The following is an 18684-nucleotide window of genomic DNA, read 5'->3' as shown; positions in this document are numbered from 1 at the left end:
TCATAATGCCCCAGTTTTTCATTGACCGGCCCATTTTCGCGTGGGTCGTGGCGATTTTCGTCATGCTCGCCGGCGTCATCGCCATTCCGTTCCTGCCAGTCGCTCAATATCCGAACGTGGCCCCACCGCAGGTCTCCATCAACGCGACCTATGCCGGTGCTTCACCCGAAGACATCTATCAAAGCGTTACCAGGCCCATCGAGGAAGAGCTCAACGGCGTCGCGGGGCTCCTTTATTTCGAATCGACGTCCGATTCCTTCGGCATGGCCACCATCACGGCGACCTTTGCCCCTGGAACCGACAGCGGGCAGGCTTCCCTCGACGTGCAGAACGCAGTCCGACGCGTCGAGCCGCGCCTGCCACAGGTCGTTAAGCAGGTCGGCATCCGGGTTGAGGAGGCCAGAAGCGGCTTCCTGATGATGGTAGCGCTCACGTCGACGGACGGCTCGCTCGATGTCGTCGGTCTCGGCGACTATCTGAACCGCAACGTGCTCAGTGAAATCCGGCGTATCGACGGTGTTGGCCGCGCACAGCTGTTCGCGACGCCTCGCGCCATGCGCATCTGGATCGATCCTGACAAGATGGTCGGCCTGAAACTCACAGCGGACGATATCAACAATGCGATCCGGTCGCAGAACGCGCAGGTTGCAGCCGGCCGCATCGGTGGGGATCCCAACCCGATCACACAGCAGATCTCGGCCACCGTGCTGGTGAAGGGACAGCTTACATCCGCCGAAGAATTCGGATCGATCGTGCTGCGCGCCAATCCCGATGGCTCGTCGGTCCGACTGTCGGACGTGGCGCGCATCGAGGTCGGCGCGGAAAACTACAACTTCTCCACCAGGCTGAATGGCCAGCCCAGCGCCGCGGTCGCGGTGCAGCTGTCGCCCACGGGCAACGCATTGGCGACATCCGAAGCCGTCCGCGCGCAGATGGAGAAACTGTCCCGCTTTTTCCCCGAAGGCCTGGAATACGCCATCCCCTACGACACGTCGCCGTTTGTCAAGGTGTCGATCGAAAAGGTCATCCATACGCTTTTTGAAGCGATGGTGCTCGTTTTCGCCGTGATGTTCCTGTTCCTGCAGAACTTCCGCTACACGGTCATCCCGACACTGGTCGTTCCGGTAGCGCTTCTAGGCACCTGCGCCGTCATGATGGCTACCGGGTTCTCGATCAACGTCCTGACGATGTTCGCGATGGTGCTGGCGATCGGCATCCTTGTCGACGATGCCATCGTGGTGGTCGAGAATGTCGAGCGCATCATGGCAGAAGAAGGCTTGTCGCCGAAGGAAGCGACGGGCAAGGCCATGAAGCAGATCTCCGGCGCTATCATCGGCATCACGTTGGTTCTGACCGCCGTTTTTGTGCCCATGGCGTTCTTCCCGGGCGCCGTTGGCGTCATCTACCGGCAGTTCAGCCTGACGATGGTCGTGTCGATCTTGTTCTCCGGGTTCCTGGCGCTGTCGCTGACACCCGCGCTATGCGCCAGCTTCCTGAAGCCGATCGGCGCGGGTCATCACGAAAGGAAGGGCTTTTTCGGCTGGTTCAACCGCAACTTCGATCGGACGACCCGGACCTATACGTCCAGCGTTGGATGGGTCGTCAAGCGGACGGGCCGCTTCATGGTCATCTACCTGGCTTTGGTGGTTGGTCTTGGCTGGGCCTTTACTCAACTCCCGACGGCCTTCCTGCCCAATGAAGACCAGGGCTACCTGATCGTTGATATTCAGGGACCGCCGGAATCCAGCAGCAATCGCACCCGGGCCATTGCCGAGAATGTCGAGTCGATTTTCATGGGAGAGGAAGCAGTCGACCGCATGATCGTGATCAACGGATACAGCTTTTCCGGGGCGGGCCAGAATGCCGGTCTGGCATTCGTTACCCTTGACGACTGGAGTGAACGTGACAAGCAGAACTCGGCCGCAGCCATCAGCGACCGGGCCAACCGCAAGCTGTTTCAGATGAAGGATGCGATCTCCTTCGCGCTGTCGCCACCGCCGATCCAGGGCCTAGGTACATCCAACGGCTTTACCTTCCGTCTCCAGGACAGATCGGGCAAAGGGCAGGCAGCGCTTGCTGCCGCACGCGACCAACTCGTCGCAGCTGCCGCAAAGAGCAAGGTCATCACCGGTGTTCGCGTCGAAGGCATGCCCGACGCCGCCCAGGTCAATCTCCTGATTGACCGCGAAAAGGCGAATGCGTTCGGTGTTACCTTTGCCGACATCAATTCGACGATCTCGGCCAATCTGGGCTCTGCCTATGTCAACGATTTCCCGAATGCCGGCAGGATGCAACGTGTGACAGTGCAATCCGATGTCGGGCGCCGGATGCAGACCGATGACCTGCTGAACCTCAATGTGCGAAACGCCCGCGGCGGAATGGTTCCACTGTCCTCCTTCGCCACTATCGAGTGGCAAAAGGGAGCCGCGCAGGTCGTCGGCTACAACGGTTACCCATCGGTGCGTATCACCGGCCAGGCAGCTCCCGGCTTCTCATCGGGAGCTGCGATCAAGGAAATGGAGCGCCTGGCGGATGAATTGCCATCCGGCTTCGGGTATGAATGGACAGGGCAATCGCTCCAGGAAATCCAGTCCGGCTCGCAGGCACCCGCCTTGATCGTGCTCAGCATTCTGTTTGTGTTCCTGCTTTTGGCGGCGCTCTACGAGAGTTGGTCGATACCGGTGTCCGTGATCCTCGTTGTGCCGCTGGGCGTTCTCGGTTCGGTGCTCGCTGTGATGTTCATGGGCATGCCGAACGACGTCTACTTCAAGGTCGGCCTGATCGCCATCATCGGGCTTTCCGCCAAGAACGCGATTCTGATCATCGAATTCGCCAAGGACCTGCGCAAGGAAGGGATGTCGCTCATCGATGCGACGGTCGAGGCGGCCAAACTCCGCTTCCGGCCCATCATCATGACGTCGCTGGCCTTCAGTCTGGGTGTTGTACCGTTGGCCATCGCCACCGGTGCAAGTGCCGCCAGCCAGAACGCCATCGGCACCGGCGTGCTGGGCGGCATGATCTCGGCTACCATCCTTGCCATCTTCTTCGTGCCGGTCTTCTTCGTCTTTATCATGAAGATGTTCGGGCGCGGAGAGCCGCAAGCGCACGCAAGCGCAGAACCGTCCGAAACAGTTCAGGCACCAGCGGAATGATAGATCCCAGCCGGACGGCGATGGAGCCTGCGTCTTCCGCCCGACGCCTCGAACCGAAGGAGCGCCTGTTCGACGCTGCCATATACGTTGCGTTGGAAAATGGCTTCGGCAAAGTCACCCTGGATGCCATTGCCCGACGGGCCGGCGTCAGTAAGGGCGGGCTGCTCCATCACTTCGCGACTAAGAAGGACCTGATCCGTGCGATGCTGAAGCACTTCGCCGATGCTGCAAGTGATCGGCATCTCGCGGGCATCGCGGTCGATCTCCTCGCCATCGCCGCACTTGTTGCGGCGGCAGAGGATACGTTGCTGCTTGAGACGATCAGCACAAAGCTCGACCTTCCAAGATCCGACCTTGCCGGCGCGGAGCATCGGACGACGCAGCTGGCTTTGGCGAGCGGTTTTGCAAGCCGGCTTTGCCTGCGCGGGGCTTGTCACATAAACGAAGCGTCAGAAGTCCGTCGGCAACAAGCGCTACCGCTTCCCGCCACAGTTCATTGCCCATGCGGTGTGGCTTTATAAGCGGTTTCCGCTGAGCCTACGCCTGATCGAGGAAATGCCGCCGATGCGTGGCATCGTGGTCTCCTACGAAAGATCCGTCGCTGGGGGAGGAACTTCGGGCTCGAAGGAGCATGAGACTGGTATTGCTGTCGCGGATCTGTTCCGGACCGACTTCATTGCGGACGTGGATCAGCAGATGCGGCTCGAGTGCTGTCCATGCCGCATCCGACTCTTGACCGACGATCCTTTAATTGACGCGAGGGAATCTAACAATTCCAATCCGATGTATAGGTCCTCATCCTAAGCTTCGAGCCACACCTGCTCGAACAGCGTTTCCTGCATGGGGTGGGCAAAGTAGTTCTTCACCGCAGGCGCCGTGTGGTTGAAGATCTTGCGCCAATAGGCCTGCACCAGAACGCCGGATTCCTGCAGGGTCTTTTCGACATCCTTCATGATGACGCGGCGCTTCTCGACATCAGGTGTGGCCATGGCCAGCGACAACTTCTCGTCGAACTCCTTGCTGGAGAAGGCGGACTCGTTCCACGCCTCGCCCGAGCGGTAGGCCAGCGCCAGCACCTGCACGGCGAGCGGCCGCATTGACCAGACGGTGAGTGAGAAGGGATATTTCGTCCAGTCGTTCCAGAAGGTCGAGCCGGGCAGAACGGTGCGCTTCACCTTGAAGCCGACTTCGCGCATCTGGGCGGCGATGGCGTCGCCGGTGTTCTTCTGCCAGTCTTCGTCCACGGTTATGATCTCATGCTCGAAATCCATCTGGCCGGCCTCCGCCATCAGCGCCTTGGCCTTGTTGATGTCGCGCCCCACGGCGGGCAGCGCGGCGTATTCCGGATGGATGCTGCACACATGGTGGTTCTCTGCCACTTCGCCGAGGCCGTTGTAGCCGAGCTTGAGCACGGTCGCGTTGTCTACCGCCAATTGCACGGCATTACGCACCCGTTGATCATCGTAAGGCTTGTTGGCGACGTTCATGCGGGCGGTGATCGTGCCCGCTGTCAGGATCTCGTTTCGGCTAAGGCCCATGCCGTCGAGGATCGGCACGTAGTCGCCGGTGGTCTCGTAGTTGGCCTGCACCTCGCCCGCCTCGAAGGCGCTGATCATCGCATTGGCATCATTGCCGTAGTCGATGAACTCGAGACCATCGAGATAAGCCTCGCCGCCCCACCACGCGCCGCCGCTCTCGCGGCGCTTGTAGACCGCGCGCGTCGCGGTTTCGTAGGAGACAAGCTCGAAGGGGCCAGTGCCCACGGGGTGCTTCACGAAATCCGCGCCGTTCTTTTCGAAATCGCGATGCACGATGAGCGCCGGATAGTCGGAGAAGGCGGGAATGATGGAAATGTCGGAGGCCGCGAGCTTCAGCTTCACGATATGGTCGTCGACTTTCACGATCGCACCCTCGCGGGCCTTGCCGGTGGCCGGATCGATGAGCGAGGCCATGCGTGCAGCCATCGAGTTGCCCTCCGCCGCCTTGTCACACCAGCGGGCGAGGTTAAAGACGACGTCGTCGGCATTGAAGTCGTCGCCGTTGTTCCATTTCACGCCCTTGCGCAGATGCAGCACATATTCGGTGGCGTCGTCGTTCACGTCCCAGCCTTCCAGCAGCATGGGTTGGAAGGTGAAATCCTTGGTGTAGCGCACCAGCGGCTCCAGCACCTGGCGGGCGAGGTTGCCCATCTCACCCCAGTCGAGGCAGCGTATGTCCTTCATCTCCTTGACCAGCATGGCCACCTTGACCACTCCGCCCCTCTTCGGCTCCGCCGCGGCCACTGCCGTTGGCGCGGCCAACCCGATCATGCCGTAAGCGGCGGCGGTGGAAAGGCCGAAGGCGCTGGCCAGCGCCAGGAACTCGCGGCGGTCCATGCGGCCTTTGCCGGCCTCGGTCGCCATGCGCCGCACGCTTTCGGGAACTTGCTTGCCATTACGCGTCAAGAATTCCATTTCATCCTCCCATTGGCCATTTTGGCCCGTTCTTGTTTACCGGTTCCCCCGTCAGGAGACGGGCATGGCGCCGCCCTGTCGGGTGCGGCGCGCAATGAACTCGTCCAGCACCTCGGTGCAGGCGGTGGCAGATGGCGGCGGCTGGAAGTCGGCCAACACCCGTTTCCAGACACCGTTTGCGCGCTCGGTCGCCGTGCGCGAGCCGTTTTCCGTCCATGTGCCGAAGTTCGAAAGATCGGCCACCAGCGGCTCGTAGAATGCAGTGCGGTAGCGCTCCATCGTGTGCTGGGCCGAAAAGAAGTGGCCACCCGGCTGCACCTCAGCGATGGCGTCAAGGCCAATGGCGTCAGCATCGCCCGGCGTGGGCGCGCACAGCTCCGCCGCGGTCTGCAGCGCCTCGATATCGGTGATCAGCTTCTCGAAGGAGATGCTGAGGCCACCCTCCAGCCAGCCGGCCGCATGGATGCAGACCGTGGCGCCGGCAAGCACGGTGCCCCACAGCGCAAATTGCGTTTCGTGCGCGGCTTGCACGTCGGAGATATTGGCCGCACTGCCGCCGCCGGAGCGCCAGGGCAGGCCGATGAAGCGAGCAAGTTGCCCAGCCCCCAACGTCGCCTTGACGTGCTCGGGCGTGCCGAAGGCGGGAGCGCCCGACTTCATGTCGACATTTGAGGAGAAGCTCCCATAGACCACAGGCGCGCCGGGCCTGCTGATCTGCGCGAGCGCGATCCCCGCTAGCGCCTCGGCATGTTGCAGGGTCAGTGCGCCCGCAACCGTGATCGGCGCCATGGCGCCGGCCAGACAGAAGGGCGTGATGATCGAGGCCTGCCCGGCCCTGGCGAAGTCAATGATGCCCTGCGCCATCGGGATGTCGAGCTGGCGTGGCGAGTTGGTGTTGATGACCGTGTAGCAATGAACCCCGGCGCGGAACTCGTCCTGCGACAGGCCGCGCGCAAGGCGCACCATTTCGAAGCCGTCCTCCACCTGCTGGGTGCCGCGCGCGAAGACGAAGGGGAACTTGTCGGAGAGCGTGAGCTGCGCCCGGTTCACCGCGTAATGACGTAGGTGGTTGTCGACGTCCTGCGGCTCGATGCAAGGGCCGAGAAGGTGCAGAACATCGAAGCTCTGGACAAGACGTATCAGGTCTTCGAAGTCGGCCAGGTTGCCGGGTCGGCGGCCGCGGTCGAGATCGGTGACGTTGGGCGCGCCGCATCCGGGCAGGAAGGTCAGCGTGCCCAATTCCAATGCGATATCCCGCGAACGGTCGCCTGCAAGCGCCAGGATCGATTTTGGAGCGGAGGCAAGCGCGGTGGTGGTGATTTCGCGGCCGATGCGCACCATCTGCGTATCTTCATCCACGAGGGCGCCGGCCTGCCTGTAGAGTTCGCGCGCCTCAGGCAGCAATACCTTGATGCCAAGTTCCTCCAGCACACGCAGCGCCGTATCATGGATCGCCGCGACCTGATCGTCGGAAAAGACCGGCTGCGGCAGGAACGGATTGCGCAGAGTGCGATAGTCGGGCCGACGCACACTCGCTGCACCGGCCTCGGCGCGGGTCCGGCGCCCGCGACGACTTTCCCTTTCAACGCCTACGACCATTAGACCACCTCCTATGCTCGCATCGCCAGGCCGCGGGGATCGTAGGGCGAGGCAGCGATCACCCTCACCGGGCGCTCCACTCCAACGATGTGTGCCGACAGCGCAGTGCCTTCCAACGCGAATTCCTTTTCGACGAGCGCGAGTGCAAGGCTCTTGCCCACGGTGTATCCGTAGCCGCCGGACGTGATGAAACCCACTCGGCTTCCTTCGTGCCAAACCGGCTCGAAGCCGCTGGCGTCAGCGTCCGTCGCGTCGACCTCCAGCGTAACGAGAACGGTCTTTGATCCGCCCCGCTCGCGCTCCTCGAGCGCCGCGTTGCGGCCGATGAAGTCGCCTTTGTCAAAGGCGATCCAGCGGTCCAGCCCGGTCATGCCGGCCGTGTAGCCCTGCGTGAACTCGCGCGACCAAATGCCGAAGCTTTTTTCGAGGCGCAGCGCGTTCAGTGCGTAGTAACCCACCTGGATGAGCCCCGCTTCCTGGCCGGCGGCCAACAGCGTATCGTGCAGGGTCGCATGTTCGGCCGCCTCGCAATTGATCTCGAAGCCGAGTTCGCCAGCGATGGAAAGCCGTGCAACCTTCGCCCGCACCGTGCCGACGTCGAGCTCCGTGCAACCCATGAAGGGCAGCGCCCGGGAGGAAACGTCGCCATGCGTGGTGGCGGCGAGGATGTCGCGTGCCTTCGGGCCGGTGACCAGGAATCCGGCCACCGCGTCGGAAATGTCGCGCACGGCCGCGTCAGGCGCGGCATGGTCCTCGAACCAGCGCAGGTGAAATTCGCGCAGATAATAGGAGCCCATCAGCCAGTAGCTGCCGTCGCCCCAGTTGATGACGGTAAGGTCGCCTTTGAGCCGCCCGTCATGGCCAAGCATAGGCGCCAGCCGGGCGCGGCCCGGTTGCGGCAGCCTGCCAGCTAGAAGCCGATCCAACCAGCGCGCGGCGCCCGGCCCGGTGACCTCGTAACGCGCGAAGCCGGTCGTGTCGGTTAGGCCCGCTGTCTGGCGCACGGCGCGGGCCTCAGCGCCAACGATGTCGAAGGCATTGGAGCGCTTGAGCGTCGGTGTCTCCACGAAGCCAGCGGGCGCGAAATAAGCGGGCAGCTCCAGCCCCCACGATCCCATCCACTGGCAGCCGGCGGCCGTCATGCGCTCATAGGCGCCGGGCCGCTTCAGCGGTCTGCCTGCCGGCAGGCGTTCGTTCGGGAAGGTCATGACGAAGCGACGCGAATAAAATTGGTGCGTTGTCTGCTTGAGATATTCACGGTTGGCGGCGAAGGCGCCGTAGCGGGCAATGTCCATGCCGAAGACGTCGGCCTGCGGCTCGCCGTGGATCATCCATTCGGCGAGCGACTTGCCGACGCCGCCGCCCTGGCTGAAGCCGGCCATCACCCCACAGGCCACCCAGTAGTTGCGGAGGCCACGCACCGGCCCAACGATCGGGTTGCCATCCGGCGTGAAGGTGAAGGCGCCGTTGACCCATTTACGGATGCCGGCCTTCGTCAGGCAGGGATAGCGCTCATAGGCCCGAGCAAGTTCTGGTGCGATGCGCTCGATGTCTTCCGGTATCAACTCGATGCCGTAATCCCATGGCGCGCCGTCCATGTTCCAATGCCGTGCGTCCTGTTCGTAGACGCCGATCAAAAGGCCGCTGCGCTCCTGCCGTAAATAAGAGAACCCGTCGAGGTCGACCGACACGCCGATCTCGCGATCGAGCGCGGCAACCTCGGGAATATCGTCGGTCACCACGTAATGGTGTTCCATCGGCGTAACCGGCAGGTCGATGCCAACCATCCGGCCGATCTGCTTCGCCCACAAACCGCCCGCGTTGACGACGTGCTCGGCGACGATCGTGCCGTTTTCGGTGACGACATCCCAGCTTCCGTCCGGTCTCGGCCTCAGCTCGACCACGCGATTACGCAGAATGACGTCGGCGCCGCGCTTGCGCGCGGCTCCCGCATAGGCATGGGTCGTCCCATAAGGATCGAGATGGCCCTCGTTCGAATCGTAGAGGCCGCCCAGCACCCCCTTCAGGTCGACAATCGGGCATATCTCGTTGATTTCCTCGGGCGTCACCAGGCGTGCCGTCTCGATGCCGACCGATTGGAAAGTGGCCCAGGCCGATTTCAGCCACTCCCACCGGCTGGGGTCGCTGGCGATGTTGACGCCGCCCGTCATGTGCAGGCCAACATCCTGGCCGGACTCGGTCTCGATCTCGCGATAGAGGTTGATGGTGTAGTCTTGCAGCGCCGCCACGTTCGGGTCGGCGTTCAGCGCATGGAAGCCGGCTGCGGCGTGCCAAGTGGAGCCGGCGGTGAGTTCCGCACGTTCGATCAGCGCGACGTCCGCCCAGCCGAATTTGGTGAGGTGATAAAGCACCGAGGCGCCGACGACGCCACCTCCGATCACGACGGCTCGGTAATGCGACTTCAACCCCGCCTCCCCAGATAGAGTCATTGGACATGTCTGTACAATGATTGGACAAACATGTCCAGTGCTCCTTGCGAAGAGGTGCGCGCTGTGTCATTCGTCAATGATGATCAAGTTGATGCCACAGGAAGAGCTCGCTCCAGGCAACGTCAAGGTGACGCGCTGGGACTGGATCAATCTTGCGCTGGAAGTGCTGATCGCCGATGGCGTGGAAAGCGTGCGCATCCTCCCGCTGGGCGAGCGGCTCGGCGTGTCGCGCTCGAGCTTCTATCACTATTTCGAAAGCCGCCAGGATCTGCTGGACCGGCTGCTGGAACACTGGCGCGACACCAACACCAAGGCGATCGTCGAGCGCGCAGCAAGGCCCGCAGACAGCATCGTGCGCGCAGTCGCGAACGTCTTCGAATGCTGGGCCGACGAAAGCCTGTTCGATCCGCGCTTCGACTTCGCCGTGCGCGAATGGGCCCGGCGGTCGGCCGACGTGCGCGACGTCATCGATGCCGCCGACGACGAGAGGCTCGGCGCCATCCGCGATATGTATCTGCGCCATGGCTACGACGAAGAGGACGCCTTCATCCGCGCCCGCGTGCTCTATTACATGCAGATCGGTTACTACACGCTCGATGTGAAGGAGCAGTTGGAGACTCGGCTCGGTCACCTTGCCGCCTATCTGCGCAGCTTCACTGGGCAGGAGCCGAGCGAAGCCGACGTTGCCCATTTTTCGGCCTTCGCCATTCGGACGCAGAACACCAAGCCTATCATCCGCCGCAAATGACATTGGGTTGCCGCTCTGCGACTTCGATATCAATCCTCGATACCGATGCCGAGGCTACTGCGGATTAGTTGCTGCGCGTCTGGCGAGAACCAGTGCATACAGTAGGGCGGTGATGTGCCGGAAGTTGTCTATCGAGCCGATCTCGAAATGCCGCCTTCGGGCCGGAAGCTGTCGGTCCGCTTTTGGAACAACTTTGGCTGAAGCGGACACACGACAAACGGCCTATCTTGGTCGAAACAGGACCTTTAGCGCGCAGCCGAACGAGGGCAGGCGAATTCACCGCCGAGCTGACCGCTTCGCGCCCATTGCGGTCATGAGTAACCGTGTCTGAGCCAGACAATCGCGAAATTGGAGCACTGTCTTGCCAACTTCATAGTGGCTGCGTAAGAATGCGATCATGTTCCAGACTGCGAACATTGCTGCTCTGATTTTCCCGGCCACCGTAGTTGGTTTTGCTGGCCGTCGAGGTATGGGCGTCTTCGGCTAGACGCGGGGGCTCGGCGTGCGCCGTCTCCGCTTGCCGGAGACGTAAAGCTTCAGCCATATCTCCACCTTTTATCAGAAGAGAGCAGCATGCTTTCCCTTTACGATGCCAATGGGCTCGTCCACTGGACCGAGCGCGAAATCCGTCTGCGCGAAAGCGCTATCACCCACATTGCGGCCGAAGTTGCCGTGGCTCTGAAAGCGATGAACTCCGCTTGGGACATACGTCGCGTTGAGGCACCCCTTCTAACTCCACGGAACCTTATTTCCGACGCCTATGGACCCGAAGATGTCTTCGTGCAGCAGCGTTTGTCAGATCACGACCACGAGCTTGTGTTGCGACCCGAGACCACGCCATCAACCTATGTCTACATGCACCACTTGCTAACTTCGCATGCCAAAGTACGACTACCTCTCTGTGTCTGGCAGGCTGGTAAGTCATTCCGGCGCGAGCAAGACCAAGCGACCAAGCATATACGCCTGAAGGAATTCTGGCAGATGGAATTCCAATGTGCGTTTGCCGCTGACACCGCGAATGACTACCACAGTGCGGTGTTGGAACCTGTTCGGTGTACGCTTGCGGCGGTGACCCGGCTTCCCACGCGTATCGTTCCTTCAGATAGGCTTCCGTCCTATTCCGAAGTTACCATGGATGTGGAAGTCGACAATGGTGACAAGTGGATGGAGATCGCGTCCATTTCGCGTCGGACGGACTTTCCGGCGACCATCCCGATGACCGGAAAGTCAGGCATCCGTGAGCTTACTGTCAAAGTTCTCGAAATCGCCATTGGACTAGATCGTTGCATCTACAACTGGTCAATCGCCGACGAGCGAGAAGCTGTTTGAAACACCACTATAGAGGGCATGTCCCTCTATAGCCCTTTCCGCGGATAACCCTCATCTCCTGTTCGTTTGTGCAAGGACAGCCCGGCGGGGAAAAGCGGCCATAGCCAGGTGCGTGACCGGACAGCGAAATGGCGCTGCCCGGTCGCTTCTTCAGCCGTTCAATCGCAAATGTGCATTCTCGAACGGAAAGCCTTCATCATCAGTCGACCTGCGCGACACCTCGTTAAAACCAAGCGCCGTGTAGAACCGGACGGCCTGTTCGTTCTGGGTGTAGACCTCCAGTGAAAGCTCGCCCTTCCGGACCATTGCGTGGGCAATCAGCTTGCGCCCGATTCCCTGCCCTTGCTGGTCCGGGGCAACAAAAATCGCCCCGATGAACGTGTCCAGCAAGCTGATGAAGCCAACAGGTTCACCCATGCGGCAGGCGACCCAGGTCTCGGCATTGGGCAGGTATTTCTCCTCAATCAACTGCCGCTGTTCGATGAGCCGCCGCGCGCCGATGAAAGGATGAGCCACAAGGGAAGCGTCGAGCCAGATGCCCGACAGTTTTTCGATGTCCGTCGCCGCATCAAAGGGCCGGATCACCACATTCTGGTTCTTCATGAGAACTCCGCAGAAATAAGTCATGCAAAGAGGATCAGCACCTTCATGATGCCGAGCGATACCGCTACACGCGGTTCAATCGAAGCCTCTGCGCATAAATCTCCTTCTGCAGTTATGTGGCATCTAGGCCCTTCGGATCATGGCGTCAATGGCGGCTTTGGGGCCAGAAGCCGTTCGTCCGTTCTCGGGAAGATACGTGGATAAGCATGGGAAGGGACGGTCACCTACCCCTTGTCCATCGCAGACCGCAATGTCGCCCGCATCTCATCGGCAACCTCTCGCAGAACCGATGTGAATTTTTCCGCGACTGTTGAGCCAGATTTTCGGGCAGGGCGCCAGACAGCAAGTGTATACGGCACGGCGACGCTGAACCTTCTAAGAAGCACGCCCTTGCCCAGATAGTTCGCAGCGGTCAGCGGATTGATGATTGACACGCCCAGCCCTGCTGAAACCATCGAACAGACGCTTGCCGCCGTCGTCGTTTCGACCGCGTAGCTGCGCGATACGCCCGCCTCGAAGAAAATGTCATCCAGTTTTCTTCTGTACGGGTCACCCTGTGAAAAATAAACGAATGGCACACCGTCAAAATCCGCCGGTTCGAGGATCCTCTTCGGCGAAAGTGGATGGCTGATCGGCAAGACGCAAACCAGATCGCCAACCTCGATGCGCTGCGAGATCACCGCCTGATACTCGAACCGTCCCTCGGTCAGCCCTAGGTCGAACACTGTCGTCGCCATTTCGCGCTGCAGCGATAATTCCTCCAGTGAATGAAGGGACAAATGAACTGCGGGGCGCTGTTTCATCAGGCGCTGCGCCACGCGTGGGAGGATGGCCTCTGCATAGGCTGGGATGGTCGCGACCCGGCAGTTCGCGGCGTTGTGCGTCCGAATCGCCGACGCGGCCCGACTGATTTCCTCCATGCCGACGAAGGAGCGGCGCACGACTTCATGCAGGAGCAGCGCCTGGTTTGTCGGCGTCAGACGTTTGCCGAAACGCACGAAGAGTTCGAATCCGATCCGCAGCTCCATATCCCGTAGTTCGCGGCTGATTGTCGGCTGCGATGTCCCCAGCGCCGCCGCCGCCGCGGTCATGCTCTTATTGATCATGATGGCATTGAAAATTTCCAGCTGTCGCTGATTGAGCCGCATCGTTGTGTATCTTTCTTGCTGTTTCGCGCGATCTGGAAATGCCAGGAAAGGCTTGGCTGAGGCGCCACATTACATATCAAATCTGAATAAGACCGCCTTATCAAATATTTCCCAAGCATCACAAGCTCTGGAATCATCCGGGCCTCAGGATGTGCTGATCCGAATAAACGTGTGATGGACCAATGACTAAGTATGCGGAAACAGCGAGTCGCCAGGGGAACGACCGGGAGTGGCTTGCATATCGATCTGGCGACCTGCATGTCGAGGACGTGCCTCTGAGCGATGTCGCGACGGCTGTGCAGACACCGTTCTACTGCTATTCCGCCGATGCCATTCGATCCGCCTACCAGTGCCTTGCGGCCGCCCTCAGTCCCAGCGAGGTGTCGATCTGTTTCGCAGTCAAGGCCAACGGCAACATCGCTGTCCTTCGCCTGCTTTCCGAACTCGGTTGCGGGATGGACATCGTTTCTGGCGGTGAACTAGAGCGCGCGCTGGCTGCTGGCGTGCCGGCATCGAAGATAATCTTCTCCGGTGTCGGGAAGACCCGTGCCGAGATCGCCCGCGCGCTCGACGTCGGCATCCACCAGATCAACGTCGAGTCGGCGGCTGAAGTAGCGGTGGTCGCCGAGATCGCCCGCGCCCTTGGCAAGCGCGCGCCCGTCGCATTGCGTGTCAATCCCGACGTCGACGCGAAGACGCACGCCAAGATCACGACCGCGACGAAGGAAAGCAAGTTCGGAATCCCGATCGGCGACGTGGCCGACCTTTATGCCGAGGTTGCGGCGATGCCGGAACTGGAGGCGCTCGGGATCGCGGTCCACATCGGATCGCAAATCCACGATATGGCGCCGTACCGACGCGCCTTTTCGGCGATGGCCGACCTTGTGACGTCAATGCGCGGCAGGGGACTGGTCGTGCCGCGCCTGGATCTCGGCGGCGGGATTGGGATCGCTTCCGACGACACCGTTGGTCCGGACATCGCCGAGTACGCCAAGATCATCGCGGAGACGGTTGGCTACCTTGGCTGCGAACTGACCGTGGAGCCGGGCCGATGGCTGGTTGGCCGGGCAGGATTGCTGGTGACGGAGTTGCTTTACCTGAAGGACATAGCTGGTGGAACAATGGGGATCCTGGACGTCGGGATGAACGATCTGATGCGTCCAGCGCTCTATGACGCGCACCATCCTGTTCTCCCCCTTCACGAGCCGCGGACCGCGGTGGCGGTTCCCGCCTACAGCCTCGTGGGCCCGATCTGCGAAAGCTCCGACAAGTTCGGGTCATACGAAGGGCTAGGCGAACTACGCGCGGGTGATCTGCTCGCTTTCGATTGCGCCGGCGCATATGGCGCGTCGATGGCGTCGACGTACAATTCACGCGATCTCGTGGCCGAGGTACTTGTTGAGGGCAGCCTGTTCAGGACGATCCGCCGCAGACAAGATATCGGCGAGATGTTGAAGCTCGAGCAAGCGGGGGCATGGCAGGTTCCGGCGCGGGCGGGTCAAGGAATGGCTGAACGGGCCTCAGACGGGGCGGTCTGCACGCCGATGACGGTCGGCGCAAGGTAAATCAGACGATAGTCCAGCAACGGAACAGCCGGGGGAGCGCGGAACGATGGTTCCTGTGCGCCGATTTGGCTGGAGAACCAAAAAGTGGAGGGAAAGATACGTGTTTAATAGAGTAAAATTTTTGATGGCGACGGGGCTGGTCACGCTTGCTCTGGCCTCGCCCACGCTCGCGGCCGATCATGTGCTGCGGATCGCATATCAGGAGGACCCGAAGTCGGTCGACGTCCAGAAGACCACCGATTTCTATACGCTGCCGCTGAATGTTTTCGACCGGCTCGTCGAGGCCGAAACGAGCGGCCCCGGCGAATCCAGGCTCGTGCCCGGCCTTGCGGAAAGCTGGGATGTCTCGGAAGACGGCAAAACCTATACGTTCCATCTGCGCAAGGGCGTGCTTTTCCACAATGGCGAGGAACTGACGTCCGATGACGTCGTCTATACCTTCGACCGCATGCTCGACCCCAAGACCAAGGCCCTCGGCACCGACATCCTCGATTTCGTCGACGGCGCCAAGGAGCGTCTGGACGGAACTGCAGCCACGGTCCCCGGCTTGCAGGCAGTGGACAAGTACACCGTCAAGGTCGTCCTGAAGGAACCCTACGCAGCCTTCGTCGCGCTCTTGGCTAGCCCCGGGGCTTCGATTTTCAACCGGAAGTTCACAGAGCCGCTCGGCGATCAGTTCGGTCTCTCGCCCGAAACCACGAACGGCACCGGTCCGTTCAAGCTGGTAGAATACAACCTCAACGACAATCAGATTCTGGAAGCCAACGAGCAGTACTACCGCGGCCGCCCGAAGCTCGATCGGATCATCGTCCGCATCGTCGCGGATTCGGAGACGCTGCGGCTTCTCTTCGAGTCCGATGAACTGGACGTCTTTGACATCGACTACGCACCAACGCAGCTGCCCTATTTCACCAGCAGCGACCAGTGGAAAGATCAAGTCCGGGCGGGTCCGCGCGTCGGGATATACTACTACCACATCAACCAGGCGCTGAAGCCCTTCGACGACGTGCGTGTGCGCAAGGCGTTCCAGATGGCCATCAATCGCCAGGAAATTCTTCAGAAGAATTTCTACGGCAAGGGCATGATCGAGAACGGCGTGATGCCTCGTGGCGTCACCTGCTACGCGCCTGCAACGCCCATCGAGTACAATCCGTCGAAGGCAAAGCAGCTGCTGGCAGAGGCGGGCTACCCCAACGGGGTGGACATCAGCTTCACACAGGTCAGTAGCTGGTCCTCGAAATGGTCTGATATGAACCAGATCATTCAGGCCCAGATCAAGGAAGCCGGCTTCAACGCCCAGATCAAGACGATGGACGAGTCGGCCTATTATGCGAGCCGCAAGGCAGGAACGGTCGACAACTACACGCAAAACTGGTCTGCTGACTTCAACGATCCGGATAACTTCTTCTACACGTTCTTCAGCAAGAGCGGGACGGCGGTCCGCGGTTACAACAACAACGATCCCGAAGTCTTCGCAGCGCTCGACAAAGCACGGTCAATGACCAATCCCGAGGAACGCTGCGCGCTCTATCAGAAGATGACCGATCGGATCGTGCAAGACGACGCGGCGTGGGTGCCGCTGTTTAGCCTCGATCACGCCTATGTCGTCCAACCGCGTGTCAAGAACTTCGTGGTGCCGTGGAACGGCTGGAGCGACATGAGCTACTACCAGATGGAAGTCGAATAAGGCGTTGTGACGTGGCGGGTGCTGTTCTGCTGCGCCCGCCAAGCGCGCTTGCCGACCTCTCTCTCAAAATTGACCTCCTCGAAGCTCTCCCTTCGGCGAGGCGCAATGAAAGACTTCTTTCGATGCTAACTTTCGTGGCAAAGCGCATCGCGATGTCGATCCCTGTTTTGATCGGCATCACGGCGCTGCTTTTCATCATGCTCAATGTGATTCCCGGCGATCCCATCGCGCTCATGATGAAGGAACATGCGAGCGCCGATGTTATCGATCGTGTTCGCGCGCAGATGCACCTCGATGATCCGCTCATCACGCGGTATTTCAGGTTTCTTTTCGCCGCCCTCCAGGGGGATCTTGGCGTGTCGATCAAGCTCAACCGAAGCGTCACGACGCTCATCCTCAACGCTTTTCCGAACACGCTTTATCTCGCCCTCTGCGCGGCGGTCGTTTCCTGGGTGATCGGTATCCCTGCTGGCGTCCTGTCGGCGATCCGGCGGGACTCACTGCTCGATCACTTCTTCATGGGCTTCTCGCTTCTGGGCGTGTCGATGCCGATCTTCTGGTCGGCTCTGCTCATGCAATACATCTTTGCCCTGAAGCTGAAATGGCTGCCGGTATCCGGGTTCTACGGCTTCCAATACATGATCATGCCCGCCATCGTTCTGGGATGGAGTTCCGCCGGCGTGATTGCCCGCCTGACCCGCTCCAGCCTGCTAGAAGTGATGCGCCATGATTACATCCGCACAGCCCGGGCCAAGGGGCTTCGCGAGCTCCTTGTGATCCGCCGGCACGCGCTCAAGAACGCGCTCATTCCCGTCGTGACCATCATGGCGATCCAGGTCGCGAGCCTTTTGTCAGGCGCTGTCATCACCGAAGCGATTTTCGGCATTCCCGGCGTGGGCCGTATCTCCGTCAACGCCATTCAGGCGCGCGACATGCCGCTTCTGCAAGGATCCGTTCTATTCGCCACCGTACTCGTCATCCTGGGGAACCTAGTTGCCGACATCCTCTACTCCGTTCTCGACCCCCGCATTCGGCACGAGATGAAGGGAGGATCGAAATGACGCAGTTCGCCGAAACGACCGAAGACTTCACCGACGATACCGGAGACGACAGCTACTTCCGCGACGCGTTGAGGATCTTCGCCAGCAACCGCATGGCGATGGTCGGGTTGATCCTCGTTGGCGCGCTGATCTTCGTCGCGCTTTTCATTCCCTTTATCAGTCCTCACGACCCCTATCGCGTCGCCCTGGACGAGCAGTTTCTGCCGCCGTCCGCCACCTACTGGCTCGGAACGGACAATTTCGGCCGGGACCTGCTGACCAGGATTCTCTATGGCGCCCGGATTTCGCTGGTTGTCGGAATCGTACCGAGTTTCATCTCGCTAATGATCGGCGCCGTCATGGGCATCATCAGTGGCTACTACGGGGGCAGGATCGATTTCATCATCATGCGCCTGGCCGACACAATGATTGCCTTCCCGTCGCTGCTGTTGGCGATGGTGGTGATGTACACGCTGGGTGCGAACCTCTTCAACATATTCATCGCGCTGAGCCTGGTCGGCTGGGCCGGTGTGGCGCGTGTGGTGCGCGCCCAAGCGCTCGCCGTCAAGGAGAGGGAATTCATCGAAGCAGCCCGAGCGAACGGGACGAAGAAGCGGGCGATCATGATCGGTCATATCTTCCCCAATGTCATCCCGACACTGATCGTGTTGTTTTCGCTCAGCATTCCCGACGCGATCATGTGGGAATCGAGCCTCAGCTTCCTCGGCGTGGGCGTCCAGCCTCCCGAAGCGAGTTGGGGACTGCTGGTGGCCAAGGGCAAGGAATACCTCTTCTCGGCACCGCTAGTCGCAATCATACCCGGGGTGGCCATCCTGATAACGGTGCTGGCGTTCAATTTTGTCGGTGACGGCCTGCGCGACGCGCTCGATCCCTACATGAAAGACTGACG

At 60.7% G+C, this 18684-nt stretch carries 13 protein-coding genes and 1 pseudogene; 9 read left to right on the top strand and 5 right to left on the bottom strand.

Annotated elements, in window-relative coordinates:
• Nucleotides 1-5: 5 nt before the first annotated feature.
• The 3 genes and pseudogenes from M2281_RS14290 to M2281_RS14280 form a co-directional block, all read left to right on the top strand.
• The gene (locus M2281_RS14290; RefSeq protein ID WP_280821799.1) at nt 6-3152 is read left to right on the top strand and encodes an efflux RND transporter permease subunit; all 3147 of its coding nucleotides are present in this window, start codon (nt 6-8) and stop codon (nt 3150-3152) included.
• Entirely contained in the window at nt 3149-3673 is a 525-nt protein-coding gene (locus M2281_RS14285) for a TetR/AcrR family transcriptional regulator (RefSeq protein WP_280821798.1), read from the top strand. The genes M2281_RS14290 and M2281_RS14285 overlap by 4 nt, the downstream gene beginning before the upstream one ends.
• Nucleotides 3648-3772 (top strand): annotated as a pseudogene (locus M2281_RS14280) (IS6 family transposase); the annotation flags it as partial. The gene M2281_RS14285 and the pseudogene M2281_RS14280, both read left to right, overlap by 26 nt.
• Nucleotides 3773-3952: 180 nt before the next feature.
• On the opposite strand, the gene M2281_RS14275 reads toward M2281_RS14280, so the two are convergent.
• From M2281_RS14275 to M2281_RS14265, 3 genes are read right to left on the bottom strand one after another with little or no spacing between them, the layout of a single operon-like run.
• Nucleotides 3953-5605 (bottom strand): ABC transporter substrate-binding protein, encoded by a 1653-nt coding sequence (locus tag M2281_RS14275; RefSeq protein ID WP_280821797.1) that lies wholly within the window; start codon nt 5603-5605, stop codon nt 3953-3955.
• A gap of 51 nt (nt 5606-5656) precedes the next feature.
• Nucleotides 5657-7204 carry a trimethylamine methyltransferase family protein gene (locus tag M2281_RS14270; RefSeq protein ID WP_280821796.1) on the bottom strand — a complete coding sequence of 516 codons (1548 nt, stop codon included), beginning with the start codon at nt 7202-7204 and terminating at the stop codon, nt 5657-5659.
• 11 nt (nt 7205-7215) lie between these two features.
• Entirely contained in the window at nt 7216-9630 is a 2415-nt protein-coding gene (locus tag M2281_RS14265; protein WP_280821795.1) for a GcvT family protein, read from the bottom strand.
• Nucleotides 9631-9733: 103 nt separating this feature from the next.
• On the opposite strand from M2281_RS14265, the gene M2281_RS14260 reads away from it, so the two are divergent.
• Together M2281_RS14260 and M2281_RS14255 are read left to right on the top strand one after the other, a co-directional pair.
• A complete protein-coding gene (locus M2281_RS14260; protein ID WP_425537731.1) occupies nt 9734-10402 on the top strand; it encodes a TetR/AcrR family transcriptional regulator in 669 nt (222 codons plus the stop codon).
• 573 nt (nt 10403-10975) lie between these two features.
• Nucleotides 10976-11731 (top strand): aminoacyl--tRNA ligase-related protein, encoded by a 756-nt coding sequence (locus tag M2281_RS14255; protein WP_280821793.1) that lies wholly within the window; start codon nt 10976-10978, stop codon nt 11729-11731.
• A 150-nt stretch (nt 11732-11881) separates the two neighbouring features.
• On the opposite strand, the gene M2281_RS14250 is transcribed toward M2281_RS14255, so the two are convergent.
• Together M2281_RS14250 and M2281_RS14245 are read right to left on the bottom strand one after the other, a co-directional pair.
• A complete protein-coding gene (locus M2281_RS14250) occupies nt 11882-12334 on the bottom strand; it encodes a GNAT family N-acetyltransferase (RefSeq protein ID WP_280821792.1) in 453 nt (150 codons plus the stop codon).
• A gap of 224 nt (nt 12335-12558) precedes the next feature.
• Nucleotides 12559-13482: a LysR family transcriptional regulator gene (locus M2281_RS14245; RefSeq protein ID WP_280821791.1), complete on the bottom strand. Its 924-nt coding sequence runs from the start codon at nt 13480-13482 to the stop codon at nt 12559-12561.
• A 182-nt stretch (nt 13483-13664) separates the two neighbouring features.
• Here M2281_RS14245 and lysA point away from each other — a divergent pair, with 182 nt between their 5' ends.
• The 4 genes from lysA (at nt 13665) to M2281_RS14225 (ending at nt 18682) form a co-directional block, all read left to right on the top strand.
• Nucleotides 13665-15047 (top strand): diaminopimelate decarboxylase, encoded by a 1383-nt coding sequence (lysA, locus tag M2281_RS14240; RefSeq protein ID WP_280821790.1) that lies wholly within the window; start codon nt 13665-13667, stop codon nt 15045-15047.
• 100 nt (nt 15048-15147) lie between these two features.
• Nucleotides 15148-16734 (top strand): ABC transporter substrate-binding protein, encoded by a 1587-nt coding sequence (locus M2281_RS14235; protein WP_280821789.1) that lies wholly within the window; start codon nt 15148-15150, stop codon nt 16732-16734.
• Between the two features lie 122 nt (nt 16735-16856).
• Nucleotides 16857-17795: an ABC transporter permease gene (locus tag M2281_RS14230; RefSeq protein ID WP_280821788.1), complete on the top strand. Its 939-nt coding sequence runs from the start codon at nt 16857-16859 to the stop codon at nt 17793-17795.
• Nucleotides 17792-18682 carry an ABC transporter permease gene (locus tag M2281_RS14225; protein WP_280821787.1) on the top strand — a complete coding sequence of 297 codons (891 nt, stop codon included), beginning with the start codon at nt 17792-17794 and terminating at the stop codon, nt 18680-18682. The genes M2281_RS14230 and M2281_RS14225 overlap by 4 nt, the downstream gene beginning before the upstream one ends.
• The last annotated feature ends 2 nt before the right edge of the window (nt 18683-18684 follow it).

Source organism: Pseudaminobacter soli (ex Li et al. 2025), from assembly GCF_029892515.1.
In the GTDB taxonomy this organism is placed as follows: Bacteria; Pseudomonadota; Alphaproteobacteria; order Rhizobiales; family Rhizobiaceae; genus Pseudaminobacter; species Pseudaminobacter soli_A.
This window is presented reverse-complemented; position numbering and strand designations above follow the sequence as displayed.

Bases quoted from the DNA above. Each gene is read 5' to 3' on its own strand.
- M2281_RS14270 (WP_280821796.1), bottom strand. From the start codon at position 7,204: ATGGTCGTAGGCGTTGAAAGGGAAAGTCGTCGCGGGCGCCGGACCCGC.
- M2281_RS14260 (WP_425537731.1), top strand. From the start codon at position 9,734: ATGATCAAGTTGATGCCACAGGAAGAGCTCGCTCCAGGCAACGTCAAG.
- M2281_RS14225 (WP_280821787.1), top strand. From the start codon at position 17,792: ATGACGCAGTTCGCCGAAACGACCGAAGACTTCACCGACGATACCGGA.
- M2281_RS14245 (WP_280821791.1), bottom strand. From the start codon at position 13,482: ATGCGGCTCAATCAGCGACAGCTGGAAATTTTCAATGCCATCATGATC.
- M2281_RS14285 (WP_280821798.1), top strand. From the start codon at position 3,149: ATGATAGATCCCAGCCGGACGGCGATGGAGCCTGCGTCTTCCGCCCGA.
- M2281_RS14230 (WP_280821788.1), top strand. From the start codon at position 16,857: ATGCTAACTTTCGTGGCAAAGCGCATCGCGATGTCGATCCCTGTTTTG.
- M2281_RS14250 (WP_280821792.1), bottom strand. From the start codon at position 12,334: ATGAAGAACCAGAATGTGGTGATCCGGCCCTTTGATGCGGCGACGGAC.
- lysA (WP_280821790.1), top strand. From the start codon at position 13,665: ATGACTAAGTATGCGGAAACAGCGAGTCGCCAGGGGAACGACCGGGAG.
- M2281_RS14255 (WP_280821793.1), top strand. From the start codon at position 10,976: ATGCTTTCCCTTTACGATGCCAATGGGCTCGTCCACTGGACCGAGCGC.
- M2281_RS14275 (WP_280821797.1), bottom strand. From the start codon at position 5,605: ATGGAATTCTTGACGCGTAATGGCAAGCAAGTTCCCGAAAGCGTGCGG.
- M2281_RS14290 (WP_280821799.1), top strand. From the start codon at position 6: ATGCCCCAGTTTTTCATTGACCGGCCCATTTTCGCGTGGGTCGTGGCG.